This is a genomic window from Spirillospora albida (assembly GCF_000718255.1).
Taxonomy (GTDB): Bacteria; Actinomycetota; Actinomycetes; order Streptosporangiales; family Streptosporangiaceae; genus Spirillospora; species Spirillospora albida.
The window spans coordinates 157,235-178,347 of record NZ_JOFJ01000002.1 but is presented as its reverse complement, the minus strand read 5'-3'; the positions used below and the strand labels follow the sequence as shown (position 1 = coordinate 178,347).

Below are 21,113 nucleotides of genomic sequence, written 5' to 3'. Positions count from 1 at the left end.
GCGACACGTCGCGGCGGCCGAACGGTGCGTATCGCTACTTACGAAACGCGAGACGCGCCTGGGTCGTTGGCAGGGCGCCGTCGAGGAAACGCTGCTTCGTCGCCGCCCGCGCGATCTTGCCGCTGGACGTCCGGGACACGCCGCCCGGCTCGATCAGCACGAACTCGTGCACGCTCATCTCGTGCTCGACGTTGATGGCGCCGCGCACCGCCGACTCCACCTCGTCGATGTCGAGCGTCCCGAGCGGCACGCGCCGGTTCCGCTCCGCGACGACGACGAGCCGCTCGGTCTCGTCGCCGGTCAGCGCGAACGCCGCGACGTGGTCGGGGCGGATCGCGGGGTGGGCCTCCTGCGCGGTGACCTCGATGTCCTGCGGGTAGTGGTTGCGGCCGTCCACGATGATGAGGTCCTTGATGCGGCCGGTGACGTACAGCTCGCCCTCGTGGAGGACGCCGTAGTCGCCGGTCTTCATCCACGGCCCCACCGGCAGCCCACCGGCTTCGGCGAGCTCGCCGCCGAAGGTGTCCTGGCTGCGCTCGGAGTTGCGCCAGTAGCCGGGCGCGCAGTTCGGGCCGTGCACCCAGATCTCGCCGACGCGCCCGTCCGGCTGCTCCAGCCGCGTGTCCGGGTCGACGATCGCGACGATCTGCCCGGACGGCCCGCCGCACGACACCAGCGACGTCGCGCGCTCGGCGTCCGGCTCGCACAGCCGCAGTTCGCCCTGCGTGAGCCCCTCCCGGTCCACGGACAGGACCCGCGGCGGCGCGTCCTCGGCGTGGGCGGTGACGAACACCGTCGCCTCCGCCAGCCCGTACCCGGGGGCCTGCGCACCCGGCCGCAGCCCGGCCGGCGCGAGCGCCTCCGCGAACATCTCCAGCGTGGACGTGCGGATCGGCTCCGCCCCGTTGAGGCAGGTCGTCAGGCCGGACAGGTCCAGCTCCGCGATCCGCTCCGGCGGCACCATGGACGCCACGTACTCGTAGGCGAAGTTCGGCCCCGCCGTGTAGACGTTCTTCGCCGGACGCTCCGCGATCAGCTCCAGCCACCGCACCGGGTTCATGATGAACGACACCGGGTCGGTGTAGATCGCGTGGTCGCCGTTCACCAGCGGCAGCGCCATCGTCGAGATCAGGCCCATGTCGTGGAACAGCGGCAGCCAGCTCACGAGTTCCGGCGTCGGGCGGTCCGGCGCCCAGCCGGCCCACAGCTGCGCGGCGTTCGCCGTCACGTTCCCGTGCGTGATCTCGACTCCGGCGGGGCGCCGCGTGGACCCGGACGTGTACTGCAGGTACGCGAGGTCGTCGAAGTCGATCGGCTCGTCCGTCCAGGTGTCCGCGAGGGCGAGGTCGACCTCCTCCGCGAACATGATCTCCTTCGGCTGCGGGACGTCGTGGTCGGCGAGGAACTTCTCCACGTGCGGCAGCGCGTTGCGCGTCGTCACGATGACGGCGGGTTCGGCGTCGGTGTAGGCGCCGATCAGGCGGTCGGCGTGGCCGGGCAGATCCGGCGAGAACAGCGGCACCGCGACGACGTGGGCGTACATCGCGCCGAGCATCGTCATCATGTACTCGAGCGTCTGCGGAAGCAGCAGCGCGGCGCGGTCGCCGGGCGCGGCGACCTGCCGCAGGCGCGCCGCCGTCGCCCGCGCCCGCAGGTGCGTCTCCGCCCAGTCCGCCGTGATCTTCACGCCGGCGGGGTCGATCGAGTAGTCGACGAAGGTGTAGGCCGGGGCTTCCGGCTTCTCCTCCGCCCACCGGGCGATCCGCTCGATCAGCGGGGTACGGCCGGAACCTCCGGGCAGCAGTTCGGGAAGCAGCGAACCCAGTGCCATTGGATCATTCTCCCGAGGGGAAGGGGCCGGGCGAGGCCATCGGACGCGGGCGTCGCCGGCGGGGATCTCCATCAGCCGGACGGCGCTGTCCAACGCCCCCCGGCAATGATCGCAAGCTACCCGAAGGTAGACATCTGGCGATATTAGCCCGGGACCACATTACGCACGGGTCGCTTTGTCACCCCCGTGACAAGCCGCCCGGCCGTCCGCCGGCGCGCGCGAGCTCGATCCGCCGCCGCCACAGCCCCGCGCACGCGGCGCCCCACAGCAGCGCCATCCCCGCCGTGACGCCGATGCCCATCACGATGGCCCAGTCCAGCGCGTCACCGGGCTCGACTCCGGCCGGCACCAGGAGGGTCGTCCCGCCCCCTCCGGGCGGCCCCACCGGCGGCGGCAGGGCCACGGGCTTCTGGGGCGGCACGACGGACGGCGGCCGCACCTCGGGAACCGGAACGAGGCCCGAGCCGCCCACGCCGCCACCCGCGCCGGCCACCGGTCCCGGGCCGAGTCCCAGCACGCCCGCCCCCGCACCCGGACCGGACGCGGCGGCCTCACCGCCGCCCCCCGCGCCGCAGCCTTCCTGAAGGGGATACCCGCCTTCGCTGGCCCGGCAGGCCACCGCCCCGCTCACGGGCGTCCCGGACTCGACCCCGGCGACCTCGGCTTCGTCCGCCTTCTTCGGCCGCGGCGGCTTGACCGCCGGCGACGACGGCCGCGGGAGCCCCACGGGCGCGGGCGCCTCCGACGACGCGGGCGCATTCGTTTGCCCGGCCGGCTCGGGTCCCTCTGGAGGCGCGGACGACTCCGACGGTGCGGGCGCGTCCGGATGCTCGGCCGGCTCGGGTGTCTCCGACTGCGCGGGTGTGCCACCGGCCTCCGGCGGCTTGGCGTTCTGGTCCTCGCACTCGTCGGCGTCCTGCTCGCCTTCCTGCTCCCCGCTGGGGGCCGGCAATGGAGCGGTTCCGGCGGGAGGCCGCGTGCATCCGTCTGCTTCCGGCGTGGTCGGAGCCGCCTTGCCGCAGGCCTCCCCGTGCCCGGTCGGGGGCGATGGCGAGCAGGCGCGCTGGGCCGCCGGGTCGGCGTGGGCCGGCGGGGCGGCCAGGAGCAGGGGCAGGGTCGCGCAGGCGGCTGCGGCCGTTCTGGCTCGGGTCGTGCGCGGCAACAGGCTCCCCCTCGGTGTCCATGGGGGGTGATCTCGTTATAGCCACGGTGGCCATCGGGTTAACCCTGGACGGCGTTCTTTCGCACAGCGAAAGAGGATCTCCGTACAATCGGCGGGAACGCGAGAGAGGAGACGCCGGTGGCGGAAGCCGTGCGGTCGCTGGAGCGCGCCTTCGAGTTGCTGGAGCATCTGGCGGACGCGGGCGGCGAGCTGACGCTGTCGGAGCTGACGGAGGCGTCCGGGCTGCCGATGCCGACGATCTACCGGCTCATGCGGACGCTCGTCAACCGCGGGTACGTGCGGCAGGAGCCGTCCAAGCGGTACGCGCTGGGGCCGCGGCTGATCCGGCTCGGGGAGGGCGCCGGCCGGCTCCTCGGGACGTGGGCGCGGCCCGTGCTGGCGCGGCTCGTCGACGAGGTCGGGGAGACCGCCAACATGGCCGTCCTGGAGGGCGACGAGGCGGTCTACGTCGCGCAGGTCCCCTCGCGGCACTCGATGCGGATGTTCACCGAGGTGGGGCGGCGCGTCCAGCCGCACTGCACGGGGGTCGGGAAGGCGCTGCTGTCGCAGCTGCCGGAGCGGCGGGTCCGGGAGATCGTCGCGCGGACGGGGATGGCGGCGCAGACGCCGAACACGTTCACGGATCCGGACGCGCTCGTGGCCGAGCTGGCCCGGATCCGTGAGCAGGGCTACGCGCTGGACGACGAGGAGCAGGAGGTCGGCGTGCGGTGCGTCGCGGTGCCGCTCCAGGGCGCGCCCGCGCCGACCGCGCTGTCGGTGTCGGGGCCGTCCGCCCGGATGACCGGGGACGCCGTCGCCGAGATCGTGCCGATCATGCGGACCGCGGCGGAGCGGTTCGCGAAGGAGCTCAGCTGACGGGCTCGCCGACGATGACGGTGGGCCGCGCGGAACGTTCCCAGGCGACGAAGTCGCCCGCCGACCGCACGAGGACGGCGAACAGCCACAGGGCGATGCCGGTGTCGTCCACGAGCCCCGCGATCGGGAGCATGTCGGGGATGCCGTCGATCGGGGAGACGATGTAGACCAGCCCGAGGCCGAGCAGGCCGAGGGTGCGGACGGACATGCCCTTGTAGCGGCCGCCCAGGACGGCCTTCATCATCCGGGGGACGGCGCGGAACCGCTCCCAGAATCCCGGGGCGCCGGGCCGCTGGGTCTCGCTGTAGATCGCCCACGCCTGACCGGCGGCGGCCGCGCTGCGCTTCTTGTCCACAGGGTCTCCTCTGAACGTTGGGGCGGGCGCGCCCCCGCGGCGCCCACGACTCTCTAGGACGTGGGCGGCCTCCGTTTTGTTCCCTGGCGCGGGTGTTACCGGAGGTGAGTTCTTCCTCACCGTTCGCCGTTTCGCCGGGCCCTCCGGCGCGTCGGCTGGAACCATGGGCCCGGGAACCTCCGGGTTCGCGGGAGGAGCGCCGCCTCCCCGGCCCCCTATGCAGGAGCTGACATGAGCGGCGACCGTCCGTACCGGCCTGTCCATGGAACCGTTTCCGATGTCGCCTTCGTGGCGCTGCCGCCGACCGCGGTGGACGCCGCGGCCGGGCCGACCCGGCTGATCGTGGCGTGGCCCGGCTTCGATCCACCGCGCACGGCGCGCGCGCTGGCGGCCGCGCTGCCAATGACGGGCGTGCCCGCCTGGCGGATCTACGTCGACCTGCCCGGACGTCCGGTGGCGGGGCTCGAGTCGGGCGCGATCCTGGAGAGCGAGGCCGTCGAGGCGTTCGCCGACGCCGTCGAGCAGTCGGTGGCGCGGCTGCCCGGCCTGGTGGCGGAGCTGGGCGGGCTGCTCGGGGTGCCGGACGGGCCGGTGGGGCTCGCCGGGTTCAGCACGGGCGGGTCCGCGGCGCTGCTCGCGGTGGCGCGGCGGGTCGTGCCGGTGAGCGCGGCGGCGGTGGTGGCGCCGGTCGTGGCGCCGGCGCGGGCGGCGAGCGCGGTGGAGCGGCGCGCGGGCCGCGAGAACCGGTGGACCGACGAGGCCGCCCTGCTCGCCGAGCGGCTCGATCTGCGCCGGCTCGCGGCGCGGATGCACGGGGTGCCGCTGCTGCTCGTCGCGGGCGCCCGCGACCGGGTCGTCCCGCCGCGCGAGGTCACGGGGCTGGGCGAGCTGCTGCCCGACGCCGAGACCGCGACGTTCCGGATGGGGCACGCCCTCGCGGCCGAGCCCGGCACGGAGGCGCTGCCTCCGATCACCGACGCCGTGCGGGTGGACGGCGTCCTCACCGACTGGTTCCGTCAGCGCGTCACCGGCGGTGATGTGCCGGTGGAGCTCACGGTCCCGGACATGGAGGACGCCGTCCACCTGGTGGGTCACGTCGCCCGGGATCAGTGGCGGGCGAGCACCTGATAGCGGACCGGGATCACACCCGAGCTCGTGCCGCCGACCGCGCGCATCGCGGCGGTCGACAGGTCGAGGCAGCGGCCGCTGATGTACGGGCCGCGGTCGTTGATGCGGACGGTGACCGTACGGCCGTTCTTCTTGTTCGTCACGCGGACCCGGGTGCCGAAGCGCAGCGTCTTGTGGGCCGCGGTCATCTCGGACGGGTCGAACGCCTCGCCGTTGGCGGTCGTCTGCCCCTCGCCGTAGTAGGAGGCCTGGCAGGAGCCCGTGCGCACCACCCTGGGCGCGCGCGACTTCTTCTTCGGCTTGTGCTTGGGCTTCGTCGCGACCTTCTTCGGCCGCGGTTTCGCGACGCGGGTCGCGGGGCGCGGCGCGGTCTGGCTCGCGTCCGCGAGCGGGGCGGTCGCCTTCGGCGCGGACTCGGCCGCGCGGGCGGTGTCGGATGGGCCGTTCCCGCCGTTGAGGATGATCCACACTCCCGCCGCGACGACGGCGAAGGCCGTGCCGGAGGCGAGCAGGACGGTGCGAAGGCGTGCGTGCTTACGGCGCTCGAGCGGGCTGCTCACAGAAGGATCCTTTGATCGGGGACATGGCCCCGGACGCCAGGCGGGTCGAAACCGCCGTCGCGCGGGCACGGCCGGGCGACACCGCTCAGGGGTCCCCGATCCGTGTGCCGCATGCGGGCCTCGGTGCCCGCCTCGCGCCACCGTCTTGGGCGCGTCCGCGTCAGTGCGGAACCGGCATCCGGTCAGTGCGGCGAATGAGGAATCTTCATTTAGGCATCTCGACTGCGCCGCACAAGTCCTTGACCGTACGCGGCCGTCGGCGTGAAACAACCGCAGGGCCGCTCTTTGTGGGCTTTGTCACCCGTTTTTTTGCGCTCCGGAGTCGATCAACTGCATTGTGTGACGGGCTTCGTAGATCAACTTTACATATTGTGTAAGTGCCGATCTCGCCGCGATAACAATGCGAAACGGGGCGCCTCCCCAGATGTCGTTAACCTGGGAAAACGCCCCGCCTCGCCGTATTTTTCCAGCCCGCCGCGGTGCCGTCCGCAGCGCGGGCGCGCCGGCGCTACACCTCGGATCCGCCGAGCGCGATCGCCGCGTCGACCTCCTTCTGGCGCGCGGCGAGCTCGGCCGCGTACTTCTCTTCATCGACCTTTTCGGCGATCTCCTCGTCCTGCTTCATGAGCGCTTCGAGATCGGCCTTGGCGTTGTCGAGGACGCCCATGTCCTCATATGCGGCCTGCACCTTGTCACCCCACAGGCCCACGTCCCGGACGCACGGGACGATCCGGCTGAAGAGCAGCGACTGGTACAGCGTGTACATGTCCGAGTTGTCGACGTACTCCATGCATTCGGCGACCGGCATGTCGAGCTGCTCGAAGATCTCGCGGCCCTTGAACCGGTCGCGCATCAGGTAGCAGCCCTCGACGACGAACTCCTCGCGCTCCGCCCGCTCCTTCGAGGTGAGCTCGGCGTAGTAGTCCTTCAGCGCGAGCCGCCCGAACGCGACGTGGCGCGCCTCGTCCTGCATGACATAGGCGAGGAGCTGCTTCACCAGCGGGTTCGTCGACAGGTCGCGGTAGAGGCCGAACGCGGCGAGCGCGAGGCCCTCGATGAGGACCTGCATGCCGAGGTAGGGCAGGTCCCAGCGGCTGTCCTCCAGGGACTCGGCGAGCAGCTTCGCGAGGTCCTGGTTGATGGGGTAGTACATGCCGATCTTCTCGTGCACGAACTTCCCGTAGAGCTCCACGTGCCGCGCCTCGTCCATCGTCTGGGTGGCGGCGTAGAACTTCGAGTCGAGGTCCGGGACGGTCTGGACGATGCGCGCGGAGACGTTCAGCGCCCCCTGCTCACCGTGCAGGAACTGGCTGAACAGCCACGCGCCCTGATGCCGGCCGAACTCGTCGCGCTCCTTCTGCGACATCTTCTCCCAGATATCGGATCCGAGGAGCGGGTTGAAGTTGTCCGGCAGCCCGGCCACGTTGAGCGGGTCGACCTCGAGGTCCCAGTCGATGCGCTTCTGCGCGTCCCACTGCTTGTCCTTGCCCTTCTGGTAGAGGCTGAGCAGCCGGTCGCGGCTCTCGTCGTACTCCCAGGTGAAGCGGGTCTCTCCCGCCATGGGGACGTTCCACGTCTCCGTCGGGACGGGGGTGGAGTAGAAGTCGTAGGAACTCACGGGGTGAAGCCTCCTCCGGGCCGGGGCGCCGCTCCGGTGCGGCATGCCGCTTTCCGCCCACCTGCTTTACATCTCTTCGTAACATGTAAAGCAGGTCCTGAACAGGCCCAGCCGGACGATCCCCGGGTCAGCGCGACTGGAGGGCGTCCAATGCGACGGCCATCGCGATGACGAGCCGCCGGTCGAGCCGCGAATCCCGGATGTCGACGACATAGCGGTCCCGCAGGCCGATCTTCTTCTCCACGGAGAAGACCACCTGGTCGCCGGCCCGGAAATCGAAGTGGTACGGCCACGCGAACGGCACGGCGTCCACATACGGGATGAGCTCCCACACCCGGCGCAGCGCGGCGACCACCTTGTTGCGCTCACTGCCGGTCGTCACGCCGAGGCCCGGCTGCTCCAGATGCCAGGTGGAGGCCAGCAGCGACTTCTTGAAGTCCTTGCGGAAGACCCCGATCGGCTGCCCGGACGCGTCGGTGACGTCGTACGCGGACGCCAGATCGATGCGCTTGCGCGCCTTGAAGCCGAGGATCGGACGGCTCTTGCCGTCGTCCGCGTACAGGGTGACCTGCTCCTTGAAGGCCATCCGCTTCTGCTGCGCGAACGCGACCAGTTCGCCCTCGGAGCCGTCCGGCTGCTCGGCATGGACCTCGTACTGGTTCACCATGAGCCGCAGGCGCTGCCGCACCAGCAGCCGGTTCTGCGCCTGGAGCCGCTCCATGTCCACCGGGTTCACCCATCCTTCAGATCACGTGAATTACGGGCGGAGTCTTCCACAACCAGTGTGGACCCGAACCTCTCGAATCAGTGGCGTTCGCCGGGATCGGCGGGAGTCTGCTCAATGTGGCCCGCCAGATACCCCTGAATCATCCGCACGGCCTCCGCCACGATGACGGGATCGCCGTCCGGGTCGCGCCGGAACGCCATCTTGAGCACGGCGTCACCCGCCTCGACCGCGATCGCGAGGGCGGTGGCGAGGCCGGGGGCGTCCTCGATGGGGAACGACTCGACGATGAGCCGGCGGAGCCGGTCCGCCACCACGGCGTTGTTGTCCTGGACGGCGTCCAGCAGGTTCACGTCCGCGACGTCGCCGAACCGCAGCACGCGGAAGCCGGGGACGGTGCGGTGCATGTCCACGAAGATGTCGATGATCGCGCCGACCGTGTCGGACCAGTCGGCGAACCCGCCTTCGGCGAGCCGGTCGGAGACCCGCCGCCCGAACTCCTCCAGGTTGCGGAGCGCGAGCGCCTGCGCGACCGCGCGCTTGTCGGGGAAGAACTGGTAGACCGAGCCGATCGCGACCTCGGCGCGCTGCGCGATGCGCGTGGTGGTGAGGCCGTCGTAGCCGTCCTCGTGCAGGATCTCCGCGCAGGCGTCCAGCATGCGCTGGACGCGTTCGGCGCTGCGGCGCTGCGCGGGACGGCGGCGAAGGGGGGTCGTCCGGGTCTCGGTCACGGGACCATTGTCACCCGAGCGGCGGGCCGCCTAAAATCCGAAATCTGTTCGGCTTTTGGGAAGGGGCGCCGTGGGGCTTCCAGAGGGGTTCCGATGGGGCGTCGCCACCGCCGCCTACCAGATCGAAGGGGCCGCCACCGAGGACGGGCGGGGCCCGTCCATCTGGGACACCTTCTCCGCGACCCCCGGCAGGACCCGGGACGGCCGCACCGGCGAGGTCGCCTGCGACCACTACCACCGCTGGCCGGAGGACGTCGACCTCATGGCCGGCCTCGGCATCGACACCTACCGCTTCTCCCTCTCCTGGACGCGGGTCCGCCCGACCGGCGGCGGCGCCGCCAACCCGAAGGGCCTCGACTTCTACGACCGGCTCGTCGACGCGCTCCTGGACCGCGGCATCGCCCCCGCCGCCACCCTCTACCACTGGGACCTCCCCCAGCCGCTCGAGGACGAGGGAGGCTGGCTCAACCGCGACACCGCGTTCCGGTTCGCCGAGTTCGCCTACCTCGCCGCGGAGCGGCTCGCCGACCGCGTCGAGCTGTGGATGACGCTGAACGAACCGGTCGTGACCACGGCGTACGGCTACGGCTTCGGGGTCTACGCGCCCGGCCGCGCCCTGCTCCTGGACGCGATGCCGACCGCGCACAACCAGCTCCTCGCGCACGGCGCCGCCGTCACCGCGCTCCGCAGCCGGGGCGTCCGCACGATCGGCATCGCGAACCACTACTCGCCGGCCCGGCCCGCCGATCCGGACTCCGCCGCCGACCGGGCCGCCGCCGGCGCCTTCGACATCTTCATGAACCGCCTCTACACCGAGCCGCTGCTGACCGGCCGCTACCCCGACCTCAGCGCGCTCGGCGGGGAGAAGCTCGACATCCGGGACGAGGACCTCGCCATCATCGCGTCCCCCATCGACTTCCTCGGCGTGAACTACTACCAGCCGACCGGGGTGACCGCCCCCGCCGAGGGGAACCCGCTCCCGTTCGACCTGGCCGAGCTGTCCGGCCACCCTGTCACCGGCATGGGCTGGCCGATCGTCCCCGACGCCTTCCTCGAGCTCCTCCGCTCCCTGAAGGAGCGCTACGGCGACCGGCTGCCGCCCCTCTACATCACCGAGAACGGCTGCTCGTTCCCCGACGAGCCCGGCCCGGACGGGGCGGTCGACGACGCGTCCCGCATCGCCTACCTCGACGCGCACATCGCGGCGATGCGCACGGCGGTCGACGAGGGCGTGGACGTCCGCGGCTACTACACCTGGTCGCTGCTGGACAATTTCGAATGGTCGGAGGGCTACGGCCCCCGCTTCGGCCTCGTCCACGTCGACTACGCGACGCAGCAGCGGACGCCGAAGAAGTCCTACGCCTGGTACCGCGACCTCATCGCCGCGTCCCACGGATAGTCTTCCCCTCCATCCCCCGATGGAGGTCGCCAGCATGCCCGAGCCTCGTCCGCTGCACCCGAACGATCCCCGCGAACTCGGCGGATACCGGTTGGCGGGAAGGCTCGGCGAAGGCGCCCAGGGAATCGTCTACCTGGGCGAACGGGACGGCGACCGCGTCGCCGTGAAGGTCCTCCACTCCCTGGACGAGCGGGCGCGCGTCAACGTCGAGCGCGAACTGACCGCCGTCCGGCGCGTGGCGCCCTTCAGCACGGCCCGCATCCTCGCCGCCGAGACCGACGGGGACACGCCGTACGTCGTCAGCGAGTACGTCGACGGCCCTTCGCTGAAAGACCTGATCGCGACGCGCGGGGGGCTGCCCGCCGCCGAGCTGACGCGCCTCGCCGTCGGCACCGCGGCCGCGCTCGCCGCGATCCACGAGGCGGGCGTCGTGCATCGCGACTTCAAGCCCGCGAACGTGCTGCTCGGCCCGGACGGTCCCCGCGTCATCGACTTCGGCATCGCCCGCCCGCTGGACGCCACGTCAGCGACCATGACCGGCGCGGTCGGCACCCCCGCCTACATGGCTCCGGAGCAGTTCGCGGGCACGACGGCGGGCCCGCCGCTCGACATGTTCGCGTGGGGCTGCACGCTCGCCTGCGCCGCGAACGGGCGGCCTCCGTTCGGCGGCGACTCCGTCCCGGCGATCATGCACCGGGTGCTGCACGGCGAGCCGGACCTCGGGCTCCTGAGCGGCGACCTCCGCGACCTCGTCGCGTCCTGCCTCGCCAAGGACCCTGCGCGCGCCCGACCGCGCTCCAGGTCCTGCGGCGCCTGCTCGGCGACGAGATCCTCAGGAAGGACACCGCCCACCGGGACACCGAGGAACTCCTCGCGGAGGGGACGGCCGCGTCGGCCGCCCTGAACGCCGGGACGGTCGCGTCCGGCGCCGTCCCGCCGCCCCCCGTCGCACCGGCGTACGGGGGCGCGTCCAAGGGACGCCGCGTCCTCATGGTGACCGGGGCCGCGGCGGCGATCGCCGCCCTCGCAGGCGCGGCCGTGGTCGCGACCGTCCGCGAGGGCGGCGAGGACGGCTCTCCGCGGTCCGGGGCGGCGACCTCGCCGGTCGCCGGAACCGCCGGCTGCACCTACCTGCCCAAGGCCGACAGCGGCCTCCGGAACGTCGGCACGCCGCCGTCGAAGCCCCCGAGTCCCGCACCTCGGCGCGCCACCATCACGACCAGCCTCGGAACCCTCGAGGCGGAGCTGGACGCCGGGAAGGCGCCCTGCACCGTCAACTCCTTCGCCTACCTGGCCGGACGCCTCTTCTTCGACGGCACCGCGTGCCACCGCGTCACGACGGACCCGGGTCTGCAGGTCCTCCAGTGCGGGGACCCGACGGGCACCCGGACGGGCGGCCCCACCTACCGGTACGCGGACGAGAACACGGCGGCCAGGAACTACACGCGGGGCGTGCTCGCGATGGCCAACGCCGGTCCGGACACCAACGGCAGCCAGTTCTTCATCGTCCACGGCACCGCGAAGCTCCCCGGCGGCTACACGATCTTCGGGCGCGTCACGTCCGGCATGGAGGTCGTCGACCGGGTCGCGCGGGCCGGCGCCGAGGACCAGAACGGCCCCGGTGACGGCAGGCCCAAGCAGAAGATCACCATCACCGCGCTGCGGACCCGCTAGGAGCCGGATCCCAGCCGCGACCGCCACCGGTCGCCCGCGCGGCGGCCGAGGCGGGCGACCGCCCGGTTCGCGGCCGGCGACACCCGGGACAGCACCCGCCCGACGTGCGCTTCCAGCGCGACGGGGACCACCGCCCTGTCGTCCCGGACGGCCCGCAGGACCGCCCGCGCGACCTTCTCCGGCGGGTAGCCGCGCCGCCGGACGGCCTCGCCCGCCCGCGCCCGCAGATCGTCCGCGACGGACGCGGGCACGCCCACGAAGCGGGTGCGGCCCGCGATCGGCGTGTCGATCACCCCGGGGCAGATCGCGGTGACCCCGATCCCGTGCCGCTCCAGGTCGAGGCGCAGGCTCTCGCTGAGGTTCAGCACCGCCGCCTTCGTCGCCCCGTACGCGGCGAGGTCGGCGCTCGGGGCGAACGCCGCGACCGACGACACGTTCACCAGGTGCCCGCCCTCGCCGCGCTCGGCCATCATCCGGCCGAACAGCCGGCAGCCGCGGTAGACCCCGTCGAGGTTGATGGCGCGGATGCGCGTCCAGTCGTCCTCCGCCATATCCAGGAGGGAACCGGCGAGGGCGATGCCGGCGTTGTTGACGACGACGTCCGGCACGCCGAACGTGTCCCGGACGTATTCGGCGAACCGCTCCATCGCGTCGGCGTCGGCGACGTCGACCTGGTAGACGTGCGCCTCCCCGCCGCGCGCGCCGATCTCGTCGACGGTGCGCTTCGCGCCACCCTCGTCGATGTCGGCGACCACGACCCGCGCGCCCTCCGCGGCGAACGCGGCGGCCGTGGCGCGGCCGATCCCCGACCCCGCCCCGGTGACGACGACGAGGGCGCCGCCGAACTCCCGGCCCGGCTCCCCGGCGGCGCGGGCGCGCGCCAGCTCGGGCGTCTCCGGCCCGCCCTCGACATGCTCGACGAACTCGGACACCCACCGCGCGATCGCCTCCGGATGGGTGCGCGGCGCCCAGTGCCCGGCCATGATCCGCCGAACGTGCAGGCGGGACGCGTGCCCGCGCGCCGACAGCAGCAGCGGAGCCGTCCCGTACCTGTCCAGCAGCGGGACGATCAGCTGGACGGGCACGTCCGTCCGCGCGTCGCCGGGCGGGAGGCCCAGGTTCGCGCGGTACAGCCCGATCCCGTGGACGGCGTCGCGGGCGAGCGTCGGGGCGGGCTCGCCGTCCCCGATCGCGCGCCGGAACGTCATCGGGACGAGCCGCGCCACGACCTGCCCGGCCCTCGGAGCGGCCAGCAGCGGCATGTAGGCGCTGCGCCGCGCCTGCGCCAGGACGTCCCGGACGCCCCGCGGGGACCACAGCGACGCCCTCGCCCAGTCGGCGGCGTGCCGCCAGTCGGGCCCGGAGATCGAGGTGAAGGACGCGACGCGGCCGGCCAGGCGGTCGCCGGTGACGGCCGCCCAGCCCTGCACCGACCCCCAGTCGTGGCCCACGAGGTGGACCGGGGCGTCGGCGCCGATTCCGTCGAGGACGGCGGCCAGGTCGCCGAGCAGCGCGTCCATCCCGTAGTCGTCCGGGTCGTCCGGCTCCGTGGACGCTCCGGCGCCCCGCACGTCGTAGGCGACGACCCGGAACCGCCCGGCGAGCCGCTCCGCGACCTCGTCCCACATCGCGCTCGTGTCGGGGTATCCGTGGACGAGGACGACCGTCGGCCGGTTCTCCTCGCCCCGCACCCGGACGGCCAGCTCGATCCGCCCCGACGTCACCCGCTGGTCCCGCATCGCGTCCACCTCGCCCGCTCGACGGTGCTCCCGAACGAGAACCTACGCCCCTGAGGCCGCGTGTCTAGCCTGCCGCCCGCACAGGATGGCGGAGGATCGTCGCCTTCTTCTCCGGGTCGGTTTCCCTCGGATCCGACAGGTAGACCTCATGGTGCGGCCCGTTCATGGCAAGCCCCTCGGCCTCCATCAGGGCTCCCATCCGCGCGAGGCTCGCGGGCTCGTCCGCGTAGTCCCCGAAGTGCAGCATCTGCACGCAGCGCCCCTCATGGATCGTGACCTGCTGGACGCGCGAGGCCGCCGGAACACCGGCCCGCACCTTCTCCCGCGCCGCGCGGACGGCCTCCGGGGCCGTCCCGTCGGGAAGCGCGAGGAACAGATGCCACCACCATTCGCCGCGCGGCACCTCGAGCGGCGGGCGCTCGTCCTCCGTCCACCAGAAGCCCTCGAGCGGCACCATCGGCGCCTCCAGCGCGCCCATCACCGCGTAGAGCGCGCCGACGCTCGCGCCGTAGGCGGCGCCACCGGGCTCGCCCTGACCGGTCACCGCGAGCCCGGACACCGGGCCGCACTCCACCAGCTCCGGCTGCGCGGAAGCCTCGTACCTGTTCACGTCTCCTCCAGGGGGATCATCACCCGGGTCTCCAGGCGATCGGGTTCGGTGGTGCCGGGATCATCGAGGTAGACCTCCCGGACCGGCCCGGACGGCGTGTGCCCGTGGTCGCCGAACCACGCCAGCAGTCCGTGCACGGTGAGCGGGATCCGGTCGTAGGGCCCGACGTGCAGCGCGGCGGCGAACGCGCCGCCGGGCAGCAGATCGTCACCCGACGGTGTCTCGACGGTCACACGGACGTCGAACTCGTCCGTGATGTCCAGCGGGAACAGCCCGGTCAGCACTCCGGGCGGCGGGCCGCCGGCCAGCAGCCGCGCCACGCACGCCCCGGTCGCCGCCGGAATCGTGGCGGGCGTCGCGGGCTCCCGCGCCGTCGCCACCCGGCGGGCCGGTTCCCGGACGATCGAGACCGGCGTCTCCGGGAGCCCCTCGTCCAGCAGCCGGTCGAGGAGGACGAGGGCGCGGCGGCGCCGGTCCATCTCGGCCTCGGCGCGATCGCGCGCCTCTTTCAGCGCGTCCGTACCGCCGCCGGACGCCAGCACGCGCGCGATGAGCGGCAGCGGCACGTCCACCGACCGGAGCAGCCCGATCGTGAGGGCGTCCCGCGCCTGGCCGGACCGGTAGTACCGGTAGCCGGACGCGGGATCCGTCCACGCCGGGGCGAGAAGGCCCAGGTCGTCGTAGTGCCGCAGCTGCTTGACGCTCAGCCGGCAGAGCCGCGCGAAGCGCCCGATGGGCAGGAGGTCTTCACTCACAGAGCCCAGCCTGGCGTCTCCCACGGGGGGAGAGTCCAGGCGTCACGACGGACGTGCCGCCAGACCGGTGCAGCGGCGCAGGCCGTTGTAGCGCTTCAGCTCCGCGGCCGCGGCGGCGCCCCTCATGAGCTGCGGGATCCCGCCGGAGATGCGGGCGGGCTTCCACTTGTCGGCCGTGACCTTGCCGTTCTCGACGCGCAGGAGGAGGACGCCGGAGTTCGCCGTCTGGCCGCCGGCCGAGTAGAACACGAAGTTGCCCAGGCCGTAGTGGACGTACTTGCCGCCCATGTAGCCGCCGCCCAGGGGGATGTGGGCGTGGCCGCCGACGATGATGTCGGCGCCCGCGTCGGCGAGCTGCCGCGCGAGGGACTTCTGGCGGGGCAGCGGGCAGGGGTTCATCTCCTGGCCCCAGTGGAGGTGGACGATGACGACGTCGGAGTCCTTACGCGCGTCCTTCACCGCCTGGACCATCCGGGGGACGTTCTTCGCCGACGCGAGACCGCCCTGGGCGGCGGTCGCCGTCCACGGCCCGATGAGGTGGTCGTCGAGGACCTGGGTCGCGCCGACGATGGCGAGCCGGTTGCCCTTCACGGTGACGCGGTGCGCGCGGTACGCCTCGTCGGCGTTGCGGCCGATGCCGACGGTCGGGAAGCCGGTGCGCCTGATCGCGGCGAGGGAGTCGCGGAGGCCGCCCTGCATGTAGTCCATGCCGTGGTTGTTGGCCATGGACGTGACGTCGACCCCGGCGGCCTTGAGGGCCCGGAACGCGGACGGCGGCGCGCGGAACGTGAACGCCTTGGCGGGCGCGGGCGTGCCGCCCGTCGTGATCGCGGTCTCCAGGTTGACCATCGCGAGGTCGGCGGCGGTGAGCTGCCGGGCGATGGGGCCGAGCGCCGTCCTCGGGTTCGCGAGGCGGGCGCGCAGCTGGCCCTCGAAGTGCGTGTCGCCGCCGAACGCGATCGTGATCGGCTGCTTGGCGGCCGGCGCCTGCCGCTCACCGCCCTGCGCCGGCGTGGACGCCTTCGGCGGCGGCGTCGAGCCCTCCGCCTTCGCGCCGCCCCCGCCCCCGCACGCGGCGGCGGCGAGCGTCACCGCGCCGGCCATCGCCGTCAGTGCGACCGTACTCCCCCGCATCGGACCTCCCCTGGTCTGCTCGGCCAAGCATGCCATGGGCCTTCCCCCACATGCGGAGTCACACCTTCGCTCGCACATCCGCGCAGGTCCGGAGCCGTTCCCACCGCTCGCGCGCGTCCTGCGCGGCGGCGCCCGCGAGGGGCGTCGCGACACCGTCGGTGATGACGGCGGGAGCCCAGTGCGCCTGGACCACCTTCGACGGCGTCGTCTTCTGCGCCGGGTTGAAGGTGAGGGTCAGCACACCGCTCTGCGCCGTCCGTCCGGAGGAGTTGTAGAAGACGAAGTTCCCGAGGCCGTAGTGGACGTAGCTCTTCTTCAGGTAGCCCCCGGCCTGGAGGACGTGCGCGTGACCGCCGACGATGGCGTCCGCGCCCGCGTCGGCGAGCTGCGCGGCGAGCTGCCTCTGCGCCGGCGTCGCGCACTGGTTCAGCTCCTGGCCCCAGTGCAGGTTCACGATGACGATGTCGGCGTCCTCGCGCGCCCGCTTCACGGCCTGGACGAGCCGGGGCGCGTTCTTCGCGGACGCGAGGCCCGCCCTGGCGTCCGTCGCCGTCCACGCGTCGATCAGGTTGTCGTCCAGGACCTGGGTGGCGCCGATGACCGCGACCTTGTTGCCGTTCACCTCGAACCGGTGCGGCGTGTACGCCTCGGCGGCGTTCCGGCCGATGCCGACCACGGGGAATCCGGCCTGCTTCGCGGCGGCGAGCGAGTCGCGCAGGCCGGGCTCGCCGTAGTCCATGCCGTGGTTGTTGGCCATGGACGCGACGTCCGCGCCGGCGGCCTTCAGCGCCCGGAAGGCGGTCGAGGGGGCCCGGAACGTGAACTGCTTGGGGGCGGGGGTGCCGCCGTCGGTGACCGCGGTCTCCAGATTGACGACCGCGAGGTCGGCGCCCTTCAGCTCCTTGGCGACCGGCGCGAGAACAGTGTCCGGGTTCGCGTCGAGCCTTGCCCGCAGCATCCCCTCGAAGTGGATGTCGCCGCCGAACGCGACCGTGAACGACTCGCCGATCTGATCGTCGATCGCGGGGGCCAGCGGTCCGCAGGCCGCCGTGCCGGCCGCCAGGGCGGGCACTGCCAGCAGCGCGAGCACCCGCGCCGCCCTCGTCCGTGTACCGCCCATGCCGCCGCCTCCCGCGTCCCTGATGACTCTGACCTGCTTGGACGCCGGAGGCCGGCGGGAGGTTCGGTCAGGCGACCCGCTTGGCGCCGATCGCCTTCATCATCAGCGGGTAGGTGGTGTGCATCTCTTCCGTCCAGTAGCCCCACTGGTGCCAGCCGTCGCCGTAGATGTGGGTCGTGACGGGGATCCTCAGCTGCTTGAGGCGGGCGGCCAGCGACGCGTTCGTGGAGCCGGCGACGGCCTCGCTGAGCCCGCCGAGGAGGCGGTTCTTCACGAAGTCCCAGCCGACGTAGGGCGGGTCGAGCCGCCCGGGGTTCCCGGTCGTCCCCGACGACAGGTACAGGCCGGTGCCCCGCAGCCGGGACGCGAGCAGGTACGGGTCGTGCGCCCGCCAGTTCGCCGCGTGCTGGTCGAGGTTCCCCCAGATGAGGAACGGGTTCTGGCTCGGGTCGCTCGCGAAGCCCTGCGCCATCAGGATCGCGGGGATGCCGGGCTTGGTCAGGTGGACGATCCCGCTGAACGACGCGGCGTACTTGAAGAACCCGGGGAACCGGGCGGCGTAGGTGATGGCGCCCTGGCCGCCGGACGAGATCCCCATCGCGGCCCGCTGGTTCCCGGCCCGGTAGTTCCGCTCCATGAGCTGGACGACCTCGCGCAGGTGGAAGGTCTCCCACTTCGGAGTCCCGCCCCGGCCGTCGTTGTACCAGTCGGTGTACGAGCCGTTCGCCCCGCCCTCGGGCATGACGACCATCGCGTTGTAGCGCGCGGCGACCTGCTCGATGTCGGTGCTGCGCGTCCAGGAGACGTAGTTGTCCGCGCCGCCGTGGAACGTGTAGAGGACGGGCCAGCGCTGCTGCGACGTCGGCGACCAGCCCTTCGGGGTGATGACGCGGACCTTCGCGGTCTGGCCCAGCGACGGCGACCGCACCGCGATGTCGAAGGTGTTCGCGTCCAGCCGCTGGTATCCGGTGATCGCGGCCCCGGTGTCGGCCTTGCGCAGCCCGGCGGCGGCCTGCGCGGGCGGGACGGCCAGCGTCCCGGCTGCCAGCGTCGTCGCGGTCAGAATCGCGGTGATCCGGCGCGCGCCGCGCCGGCCACGTGGAACACGCGGCATTGTCACTCTCCGTATGTGCGCCGTGCGGGGGGCCACGGCGTCCTGCCCCGCTCCCACGCGGGGTGTGCGTGACGGTATCGGAGGAGGTGTGGTCTCGGACACTGCGATTTCCGCTATAAAACGGCAGCACGGATTGTTGGTCGGTTGACAAAAGTAGGCGGCGGCGCACTCTGCGTCATGACCGCGGGGGTCGTCCCCTCCACCCCGTCAACGCATGATCACTTCGAGCGATCGATGACGCATCGTAGCGAAACCCGAGACCGGCCATTCCACCCATGGCGCACACCGGACCGGACGGGCCATGATGAGAATCCGGTTCGGTTCACAAGGAGTGCTCACATGGGCGACCGCACGGCGTTTCGTACCTGTCCCCTCTGCGAGGCCCTCTGCGGTCTTGAGCTGACCCTTGACGGCGAGGGGACGGTGACGCGCGTCCGGGGCGACCGGAACGACCCGTTCAGCAAGGGCTTCATCTGCCCCAAGGGCGCCACCCTCGGCGCTCTCGACGGCGACCCCGACCGGCTGACCGGCGCGCTCGCCCGGGACGGCGCCGGGTTCGCCGAGACGTCCTGGGACGAGGCGTTCGCGACCGTCCGGGAACGGCTCGCCGACGTCATCGCGCGGCACGGGAAGGACTCCGTCGCCGTCTACCTCGGCAACCCGACCGCCCACTCGGTCGCGGGGCCGCTCTACATCTCCGCGATCGTCAAGGCGCTCGGCACCCGCAACGTCTACTCGGCCAGCACCGCCGACCAGATGCCGAAGCACGTCAGCTGCGGCGCCGTGTTCGGCGACCCGTTCGCGATCCCCGTCCCGGACCTGGACCGCACCGACCACCTGCTGATGCTCGGCGCGAACCCGCTCGAGTCCAACGGCAGCCTCGCGTCCGCGCCCGACTTCCCCGGACGCCTCAAGGCGATCCAGGCGCGCGGCGGGAAGGTCACCGTCATCGACCCCCGCCGCACCCGCACCGCCGAGCTCGCCGACGAGCACCTGTTCATCCGGCCCGGCGCCGACGCGTACCTGCTGATGGCGCTCGTCCATGTGCTGTTCGCCGAGAACCTCACGTCCGACCGGCTGTTCGACCGGGTCAACGGCCTGGACGAGCTGCGCGCCCTCGTGGCCGGCCACACGCCCGAGCGCGCCGCCGGGATGACGGGGATCCCCGCCGACACGATCCGCCGGACGGCCCGCGAGCTCGCCGCCGCCGAGCGCGCCGCCGTCTACGGCCGCATCGGCACCTGCACGCAGGCGTTCGGGACGCTGAACAGCTGGCTCGTGGACGTCCTGAACGTCCTCACCGGCAACCTCGACCGGCCCGGCGGCGCGATGTTCCCGCTCCGCGCGCACGTGCCCACCTACCGCAAGGGGCGGCCGTACACGACGGGCCGGTGGCGCAGCCGCGTCCGGAACCTGCCCGAGGTCAGCGGCGAGCTGCCGGTCGCGACCCTCGCCGACGAGATCGCGACGCCCGGTGAAGGCCAGATCAAGGCGCTGATCACCATCGGCGGCAACCCGGTGCTGTCCGCCCCGAACGGCGCCCGCCTCGACGAGCTGTTCGGCGGCCTCGAGTTCATGGTGAGCGTCGACCCTTACCTGAACGAGACCACCCGGCACGCGCACGTGATCCTGCCGCCGCCGCGGCCGGTGCAGACGCCGCACTTCGACTTCGCGCTGCTGGGCCTCGCCGTCCGCGACTACGTCCGCTACTCGCCGCCGCTGGTGCCGCTGCCGGACGGCCGCCCGAGCGAGGCGGAGCTGCTCGGCCGGCTCGCCGTCATCGCGTCCGGCATGGACGCCGGCACCGACGCCCTCGACGAGATGATCATCATGTCGACGCTGGCGAAGGCGACCGAGCCGGCGGAGTCCCCGGTGCACGGCCGCGACGCGGCCGAGCTCCGCAAGATGCTCGACGGGGAGACCACCACCGAGCAGCGCCTCGACATGATGCTGCGGCTCGGCCCCTACGGCGACGGCTTCGGCGCCGACCCGGACGGCCTCACCCTCACCCGGCTGCGCACCGAGCACCCCCACGGCCTCGACCTCGGCGCCCTCAAGCCGCGCCTGGACGACGTCCTGTGCACCGCGTCCGGAAGGATCGAGCTGTGCCCGCCGGCGTTCGCCGCCGACGTCGACCGGCTCCTCGCCGCGATGGCGGAGCCCGTCCCCGGCATGGTGCTGATCGGCCGCCGCCAGCTGCGCTCGAACAACAGCTGGCTGCACAACCTGCCCGTCCTGGTCACCGGGTCGAACCGCTGCACCCTCCAGCTCAACCCCGAGGACGCCGCGCGCCTCGGCATCGCGGACGGCGACACCGTCCGCGTCACGTCCCGGGCGGGCGAGATCGAGGCGATCGCGGAGCCCACCGACACCGTCATGGCGGGCGTCGTCAGCCTCCCGCACGGCTGGGGCCACGACCGCCCCGGCACCCGCACGGGCGTCGCCCGCGCCCACGCGGGCGTCAACGCCAACGCCGTCACCGACGAACAGGAGATCGACCCCCTGTCGGGCAACGCCGTCTTCAACGGCGTCCCGGTGACCGTGGCACCCGCCGCCGCGGCCGCCGTATGACCGATCAAGCGC

At 72.7% G+C, this 21,113-nt stretch carries 19 protein-coding genes; 6 read left to right on the top strand and 13 right to left on the bottom strand.

The genetic code is table 11. The features are described 5' to 3' along the window. Positions 1-34 precede the first annotated feature (34 nt). Complete coding sequence (locus tag IE99_RS0103415) at positions 35-1,831, bottom strand: fatty acyl-AMP ligase (protein WP_030163564.1); 1,797 nt, start codon at positions 1,829-1,831, stop codon at positions 35-37. 178 nt (positions 1,832-2,009) lie between these two features. Next, on the bottom strand, positions 2,010-2,783 hold the full coding sequence (locus IE99_RS31665; protein WP_030163562.1) for a hypothetical protein: 774 nt from the start codon (positions 2,781-2,783) through the stop codon (positions 2,010-2,012). Between the two features lie 348 nt (positions 2,784-3,131). Between IE99_RS31665 and IE99_RS0103405 the strand changes: the two genes are divergently transcribed. Next, a complete protein-coding gene (locus IE99_RS0103405) occupies positions 3,132-3,869 on the top strand; it encodes an IclR family transcriptional regulator (protein ID WP_030163560.1) in 738 nt (245 codons plus the stop codon). On the opposite strand, the gene IE99_RS0103400 is transcribed toward IE99_RS0103405, so the two are convergent. Beyond that, positions 3,862-4,224, bottom strand: coding sequence for a YkvA family protein (locus IE99_RS0103400; protein ID WP_030163558.1), 363 nt, complete (start codon positions 4,222-4,224; stop codon positions 3,862-3,864). The two genes, IE99_RS0103405 and IE99_RS0103400, sit on opposite strands and share 8 nt — an antisense overlap. A 231-nt stretch (positions 4,225-4,455) precedes the next feature. Here IE99_RS0103400 and IE99_RS28785 point away from each other — a divergent pair, with 231 nt between their 5' ends. Further along, on the top strand, positions 4,456-5,352 hold the full coding sequence (locus IE99_RS28785; protein WP_051711901.1) for an alpha/beta hydrolase: 897 nt from the start codon (positions 4,456-4,458) through the stop codon (positions 5,350-5,352). Here IE99_RS28785 and IE99_RS31660 read toward each other — a convergent pair. The 4 genes from IE99_RS31660 to IE99_RS0103375 all read right to left on the bottom strand — a co-directional run bounded on the left by IE99_RS31660 (position 5,331) and on the right by IE99_RS0103375 (position 8,985). Continuing rightward, on the bottom strand, positions 5,331-5,912 hold the full coding sequence (locus IE99_RS31660; RefSeq protein ID WP_030163555.1) for a septal ring lytic transglycosylase RlpA family protein: 582 nt from the start codon (positions 5,910-5,912) through the stop codon (positions 5,331-5,333). The genes IE99_RS28785 and IE99_RS31660 overlap by 22 nt on opposite strands. Positions 5,913-6,420: 508 nt before the next feature. After that, the gene (locus IE99_RS0103385; RefSeq protein ID WP_030163553.1) at positions 6,421-7,530 is read right to left on the bottom strand and encodes a ferritin-like domain-containing protein; all 1,110 of its coding nucleotides are present in this window, start codon (positions 7,528-7,530) and stop codon (positions 6,421-6,423) included. Between the two features lie 127 nt (positions 7,531-7,657). Beyond that, positions 7,658-8,266 (bottom strand): LURP-one-related family protein, encoded by a 609-nt coding sequence (locus tag IE99_RS0103380; protein ID WP_245623039.1) that lies wholly within the window; start codon positions 8,264-8,266, stop codon positions 7,658-7,660. A 68-nt stretch (positions 8,267-8,334) separates the two neighbouring features. After that, entirely contained in the window at positions 8,335-8,985 is a 651-nt protein-coding gene (locus IE99_RS0103375; RefSeq protein ID WP_037558608.1) for a TetR/AcrR family transcriptional regulator, read from the bottom strand. A gap of 70 nt (positions 8,986-9,055) precedes the next feature. Between IE99_RS0103375 and IE99_RS0103370 the strand changes: the two genes are divergently transcribed. The 3 genes from IE99_RS0103370 to IE99_RS0103360 all read left to right on the top strand — a co-directional run bounded on the left by IE99_RS0103370 (position 9,056) and on the right by IE99_RS0103360 (position 12,058). Next, entirely contained in the window at positions 9,056-10,384 is a 1,329-nt protein-coding gene (locus tag IE99_RS0103370) for a GH1 family beta-glucosidase (RefSeq protein ID WP_030163549.1), read from the top strand. Positions 10,385-10,418: 34 nt separating this feature from the next. Beyond that, the gene (locus IE99_RS28780; protein WP_169744386.1) at positions 10,419-11,288 is read left to right on the top strand and encodes a serine/threonine-protein kinase; all 870 of its coding nucleotides are present in this window, start codon (positions 10,419-10,421) and stop codon (positions 11,286-11,288) included. Positions 11,289-11,374: 86 nt separating this feature from the next. Continuing rightward, complete coding sequence (locus IE99_RS0103360) at positions 11,375-12,058, top strand: peptidylprolyl isomerase (protein WP_037558687.1); 684 nt, start codon at positions 11,375-11,377, stop codon at positions 12,056-12,058. Here IE99_RS0103360 and IE99_RS0103355 read toward each other — a convergent pair. The 6 genes from IE99_RS0103355 to IE99_RS0103330 all read right to left on the bottom strand — a co-directional run bounded on the left by IE99_RS0103355 (position 12,055) and on the right by IE99_RS0103330 (position 18,530). Beyond that, entirely contained in the window at positions 12,055-13,797 is a 1,743-nt protein-coding gene (locus IE99_RS0103355) for an SDR family oxidoreductase (RefSeq protein ID WP_037558685.1), read from the bottom strand. The two genes, IE99_RS0103360 and IE99_RS0103355, sit on opposite strands and share 4 nt — an antisense overlap. A 64-nt stretch (positions 13,798-13,861) precedes the next feature. Continuing rightward, a complete protein-coding gene (locus tag IE99_RS0103350; RefSeq protein ID WP_030163545.1) occupies positions 13,862-14,407 on the bottom strand; it encodes a GyrI-like domain-containing protein in 546 nt (181 codons plus the stop codon). After that, positions 14,404-15,162, bottom strand: coding sequence for a MerR family transcriptional regulator (locus tag IE99_RS0103345; protein WP_030163544.1), 759 nt, complete (start codon positions 15,160-15,162; stop codon positions 14,404-14,406). The genes IE99_RS0103350 and IE99_RS0103345 overlap by 4 nt, the downstream gene beginning before the upstream one ends. A gap of 42 nt (positions 15,163-15,204) precedes the next feature. Next, the gene (locus tag IE99_RS0103340; RefSeq protein WP_030163542.1) at positions 15,205-16,296 is read right to left on the bottom strand and encodes a CapA family protein; all 1,092 of its coding nucleotides are present in this window, start codon (positions 16,294-16,296) and stop codon (positions 15,205-15,207) included. Positions 16,297-16,354: 58 nt separating this feature from the next. Then, the gene (locus tag IE99_RS0103335; protein ID WP_030163540.1) at positions 16,355-17,416 is read right to left on the bottom strand and encodes a CapA family protein; all 1,062 of its coding nucleotides are present in this window, start codon (positions 17,414-17,416) and stop codon (positions 16,355-16,357) included. Positions 17,417-17,483: 67 nt separating this feature from the next. Next, complete coding sequence (locus tag IE99_RS0103330) at positions 17,484-18,530, bottom strand: alpha/beta hydrolase (RefSeq protein ID WP_030163537.1); 1,047 nt, start codon at positions 18,528-18,530, stop codon at positions 17,484-17,486. 339 nt (positions 18,531-18,869) lie between these two features. On the opposite strand from IE99_RS0103330, the gene IE99_RS0103325 reads away from it, so the two are divergent. Continuing rightward, positions 18,870-21,101 carry a molybdopterin-dependent oxidoreductase gene (locus IE99_RS0103325; RefSeq protein WP_030163535.1) on the top strand — a complete coding sequence of 744 codons (2,232 nt, stop codon included), beginning with the start codon at positions 18,870-18,872 and terminating at the stop codon, positions 21,099-21,101. The last annotated feature ends 12 nt before the right edge of the window (positions 21,102-21,113 follow it).

Coding starts and splice junctions, on each gene's coding strand:
- IE99_RS0103360 (WP_037558687.1), top strand. CDS start 11,375: ATGGTGACCGGGGCCGCGGCGGCGATCGCCGCCCTCGCAGGCGCGGCC.
- IE99_RS0103335 (WP_030163540.1), bottom strand. CDS start 17,416: ATGGGCGGTACACGGACGAGGGCGGCGCGGGTGCTCGCGCTGCTGGCA.
- IE99_RS0103325 (WP_030163535.1), top strand. CDS start 18,870: ATGGGCGACCGCACGGCGTTTCGTACCTGTCCCCTCTGCGAGGCCCTC.
- IE99_RS28780 (WP_169744386.1), top strand. CDS start 10,419: ATGCCCGAGCCTCGTCCGCTGCACCCGAACGATCCCCGCGAACTCGGC.
- IE99_RS0103415 (WP_030163564.1), bottom strand. CDS start 1,831: ATGGCACTGGGTTCGCTGCTTCCCGAACTGCTGCCCGGAGGTTCCGGC.
- IE99_RS0103330 (WP_030163537.1), bottom strand. CDS start 18,530: ATGCCGCGTGTTCCACGTGGCCGGCGCGGCGCGCGCCGGATCACCGCG.
- IE99_RS0103340 (WP_030163542.1), bottom strand. CDS start 16,296: ATGCGGGGGAGTACGGTCGCACTGACGGCGATGGCCGGCGCGGTGACG.
- IE99_RS0103355 (WP_037558685.1), bottom strand. CDS start 13,797: ATGCGGGACCAGCGGGTGACGTCGGGGCGGATCGAGCTGGCCGTCCGG.
- IE99_RS28785 (WP_051711901.1), top strand. CDS start 4,456: ATGAGCGGCGACCGTCCGTACCGGCCTGTCCATGGAACCGTTTCCGAT.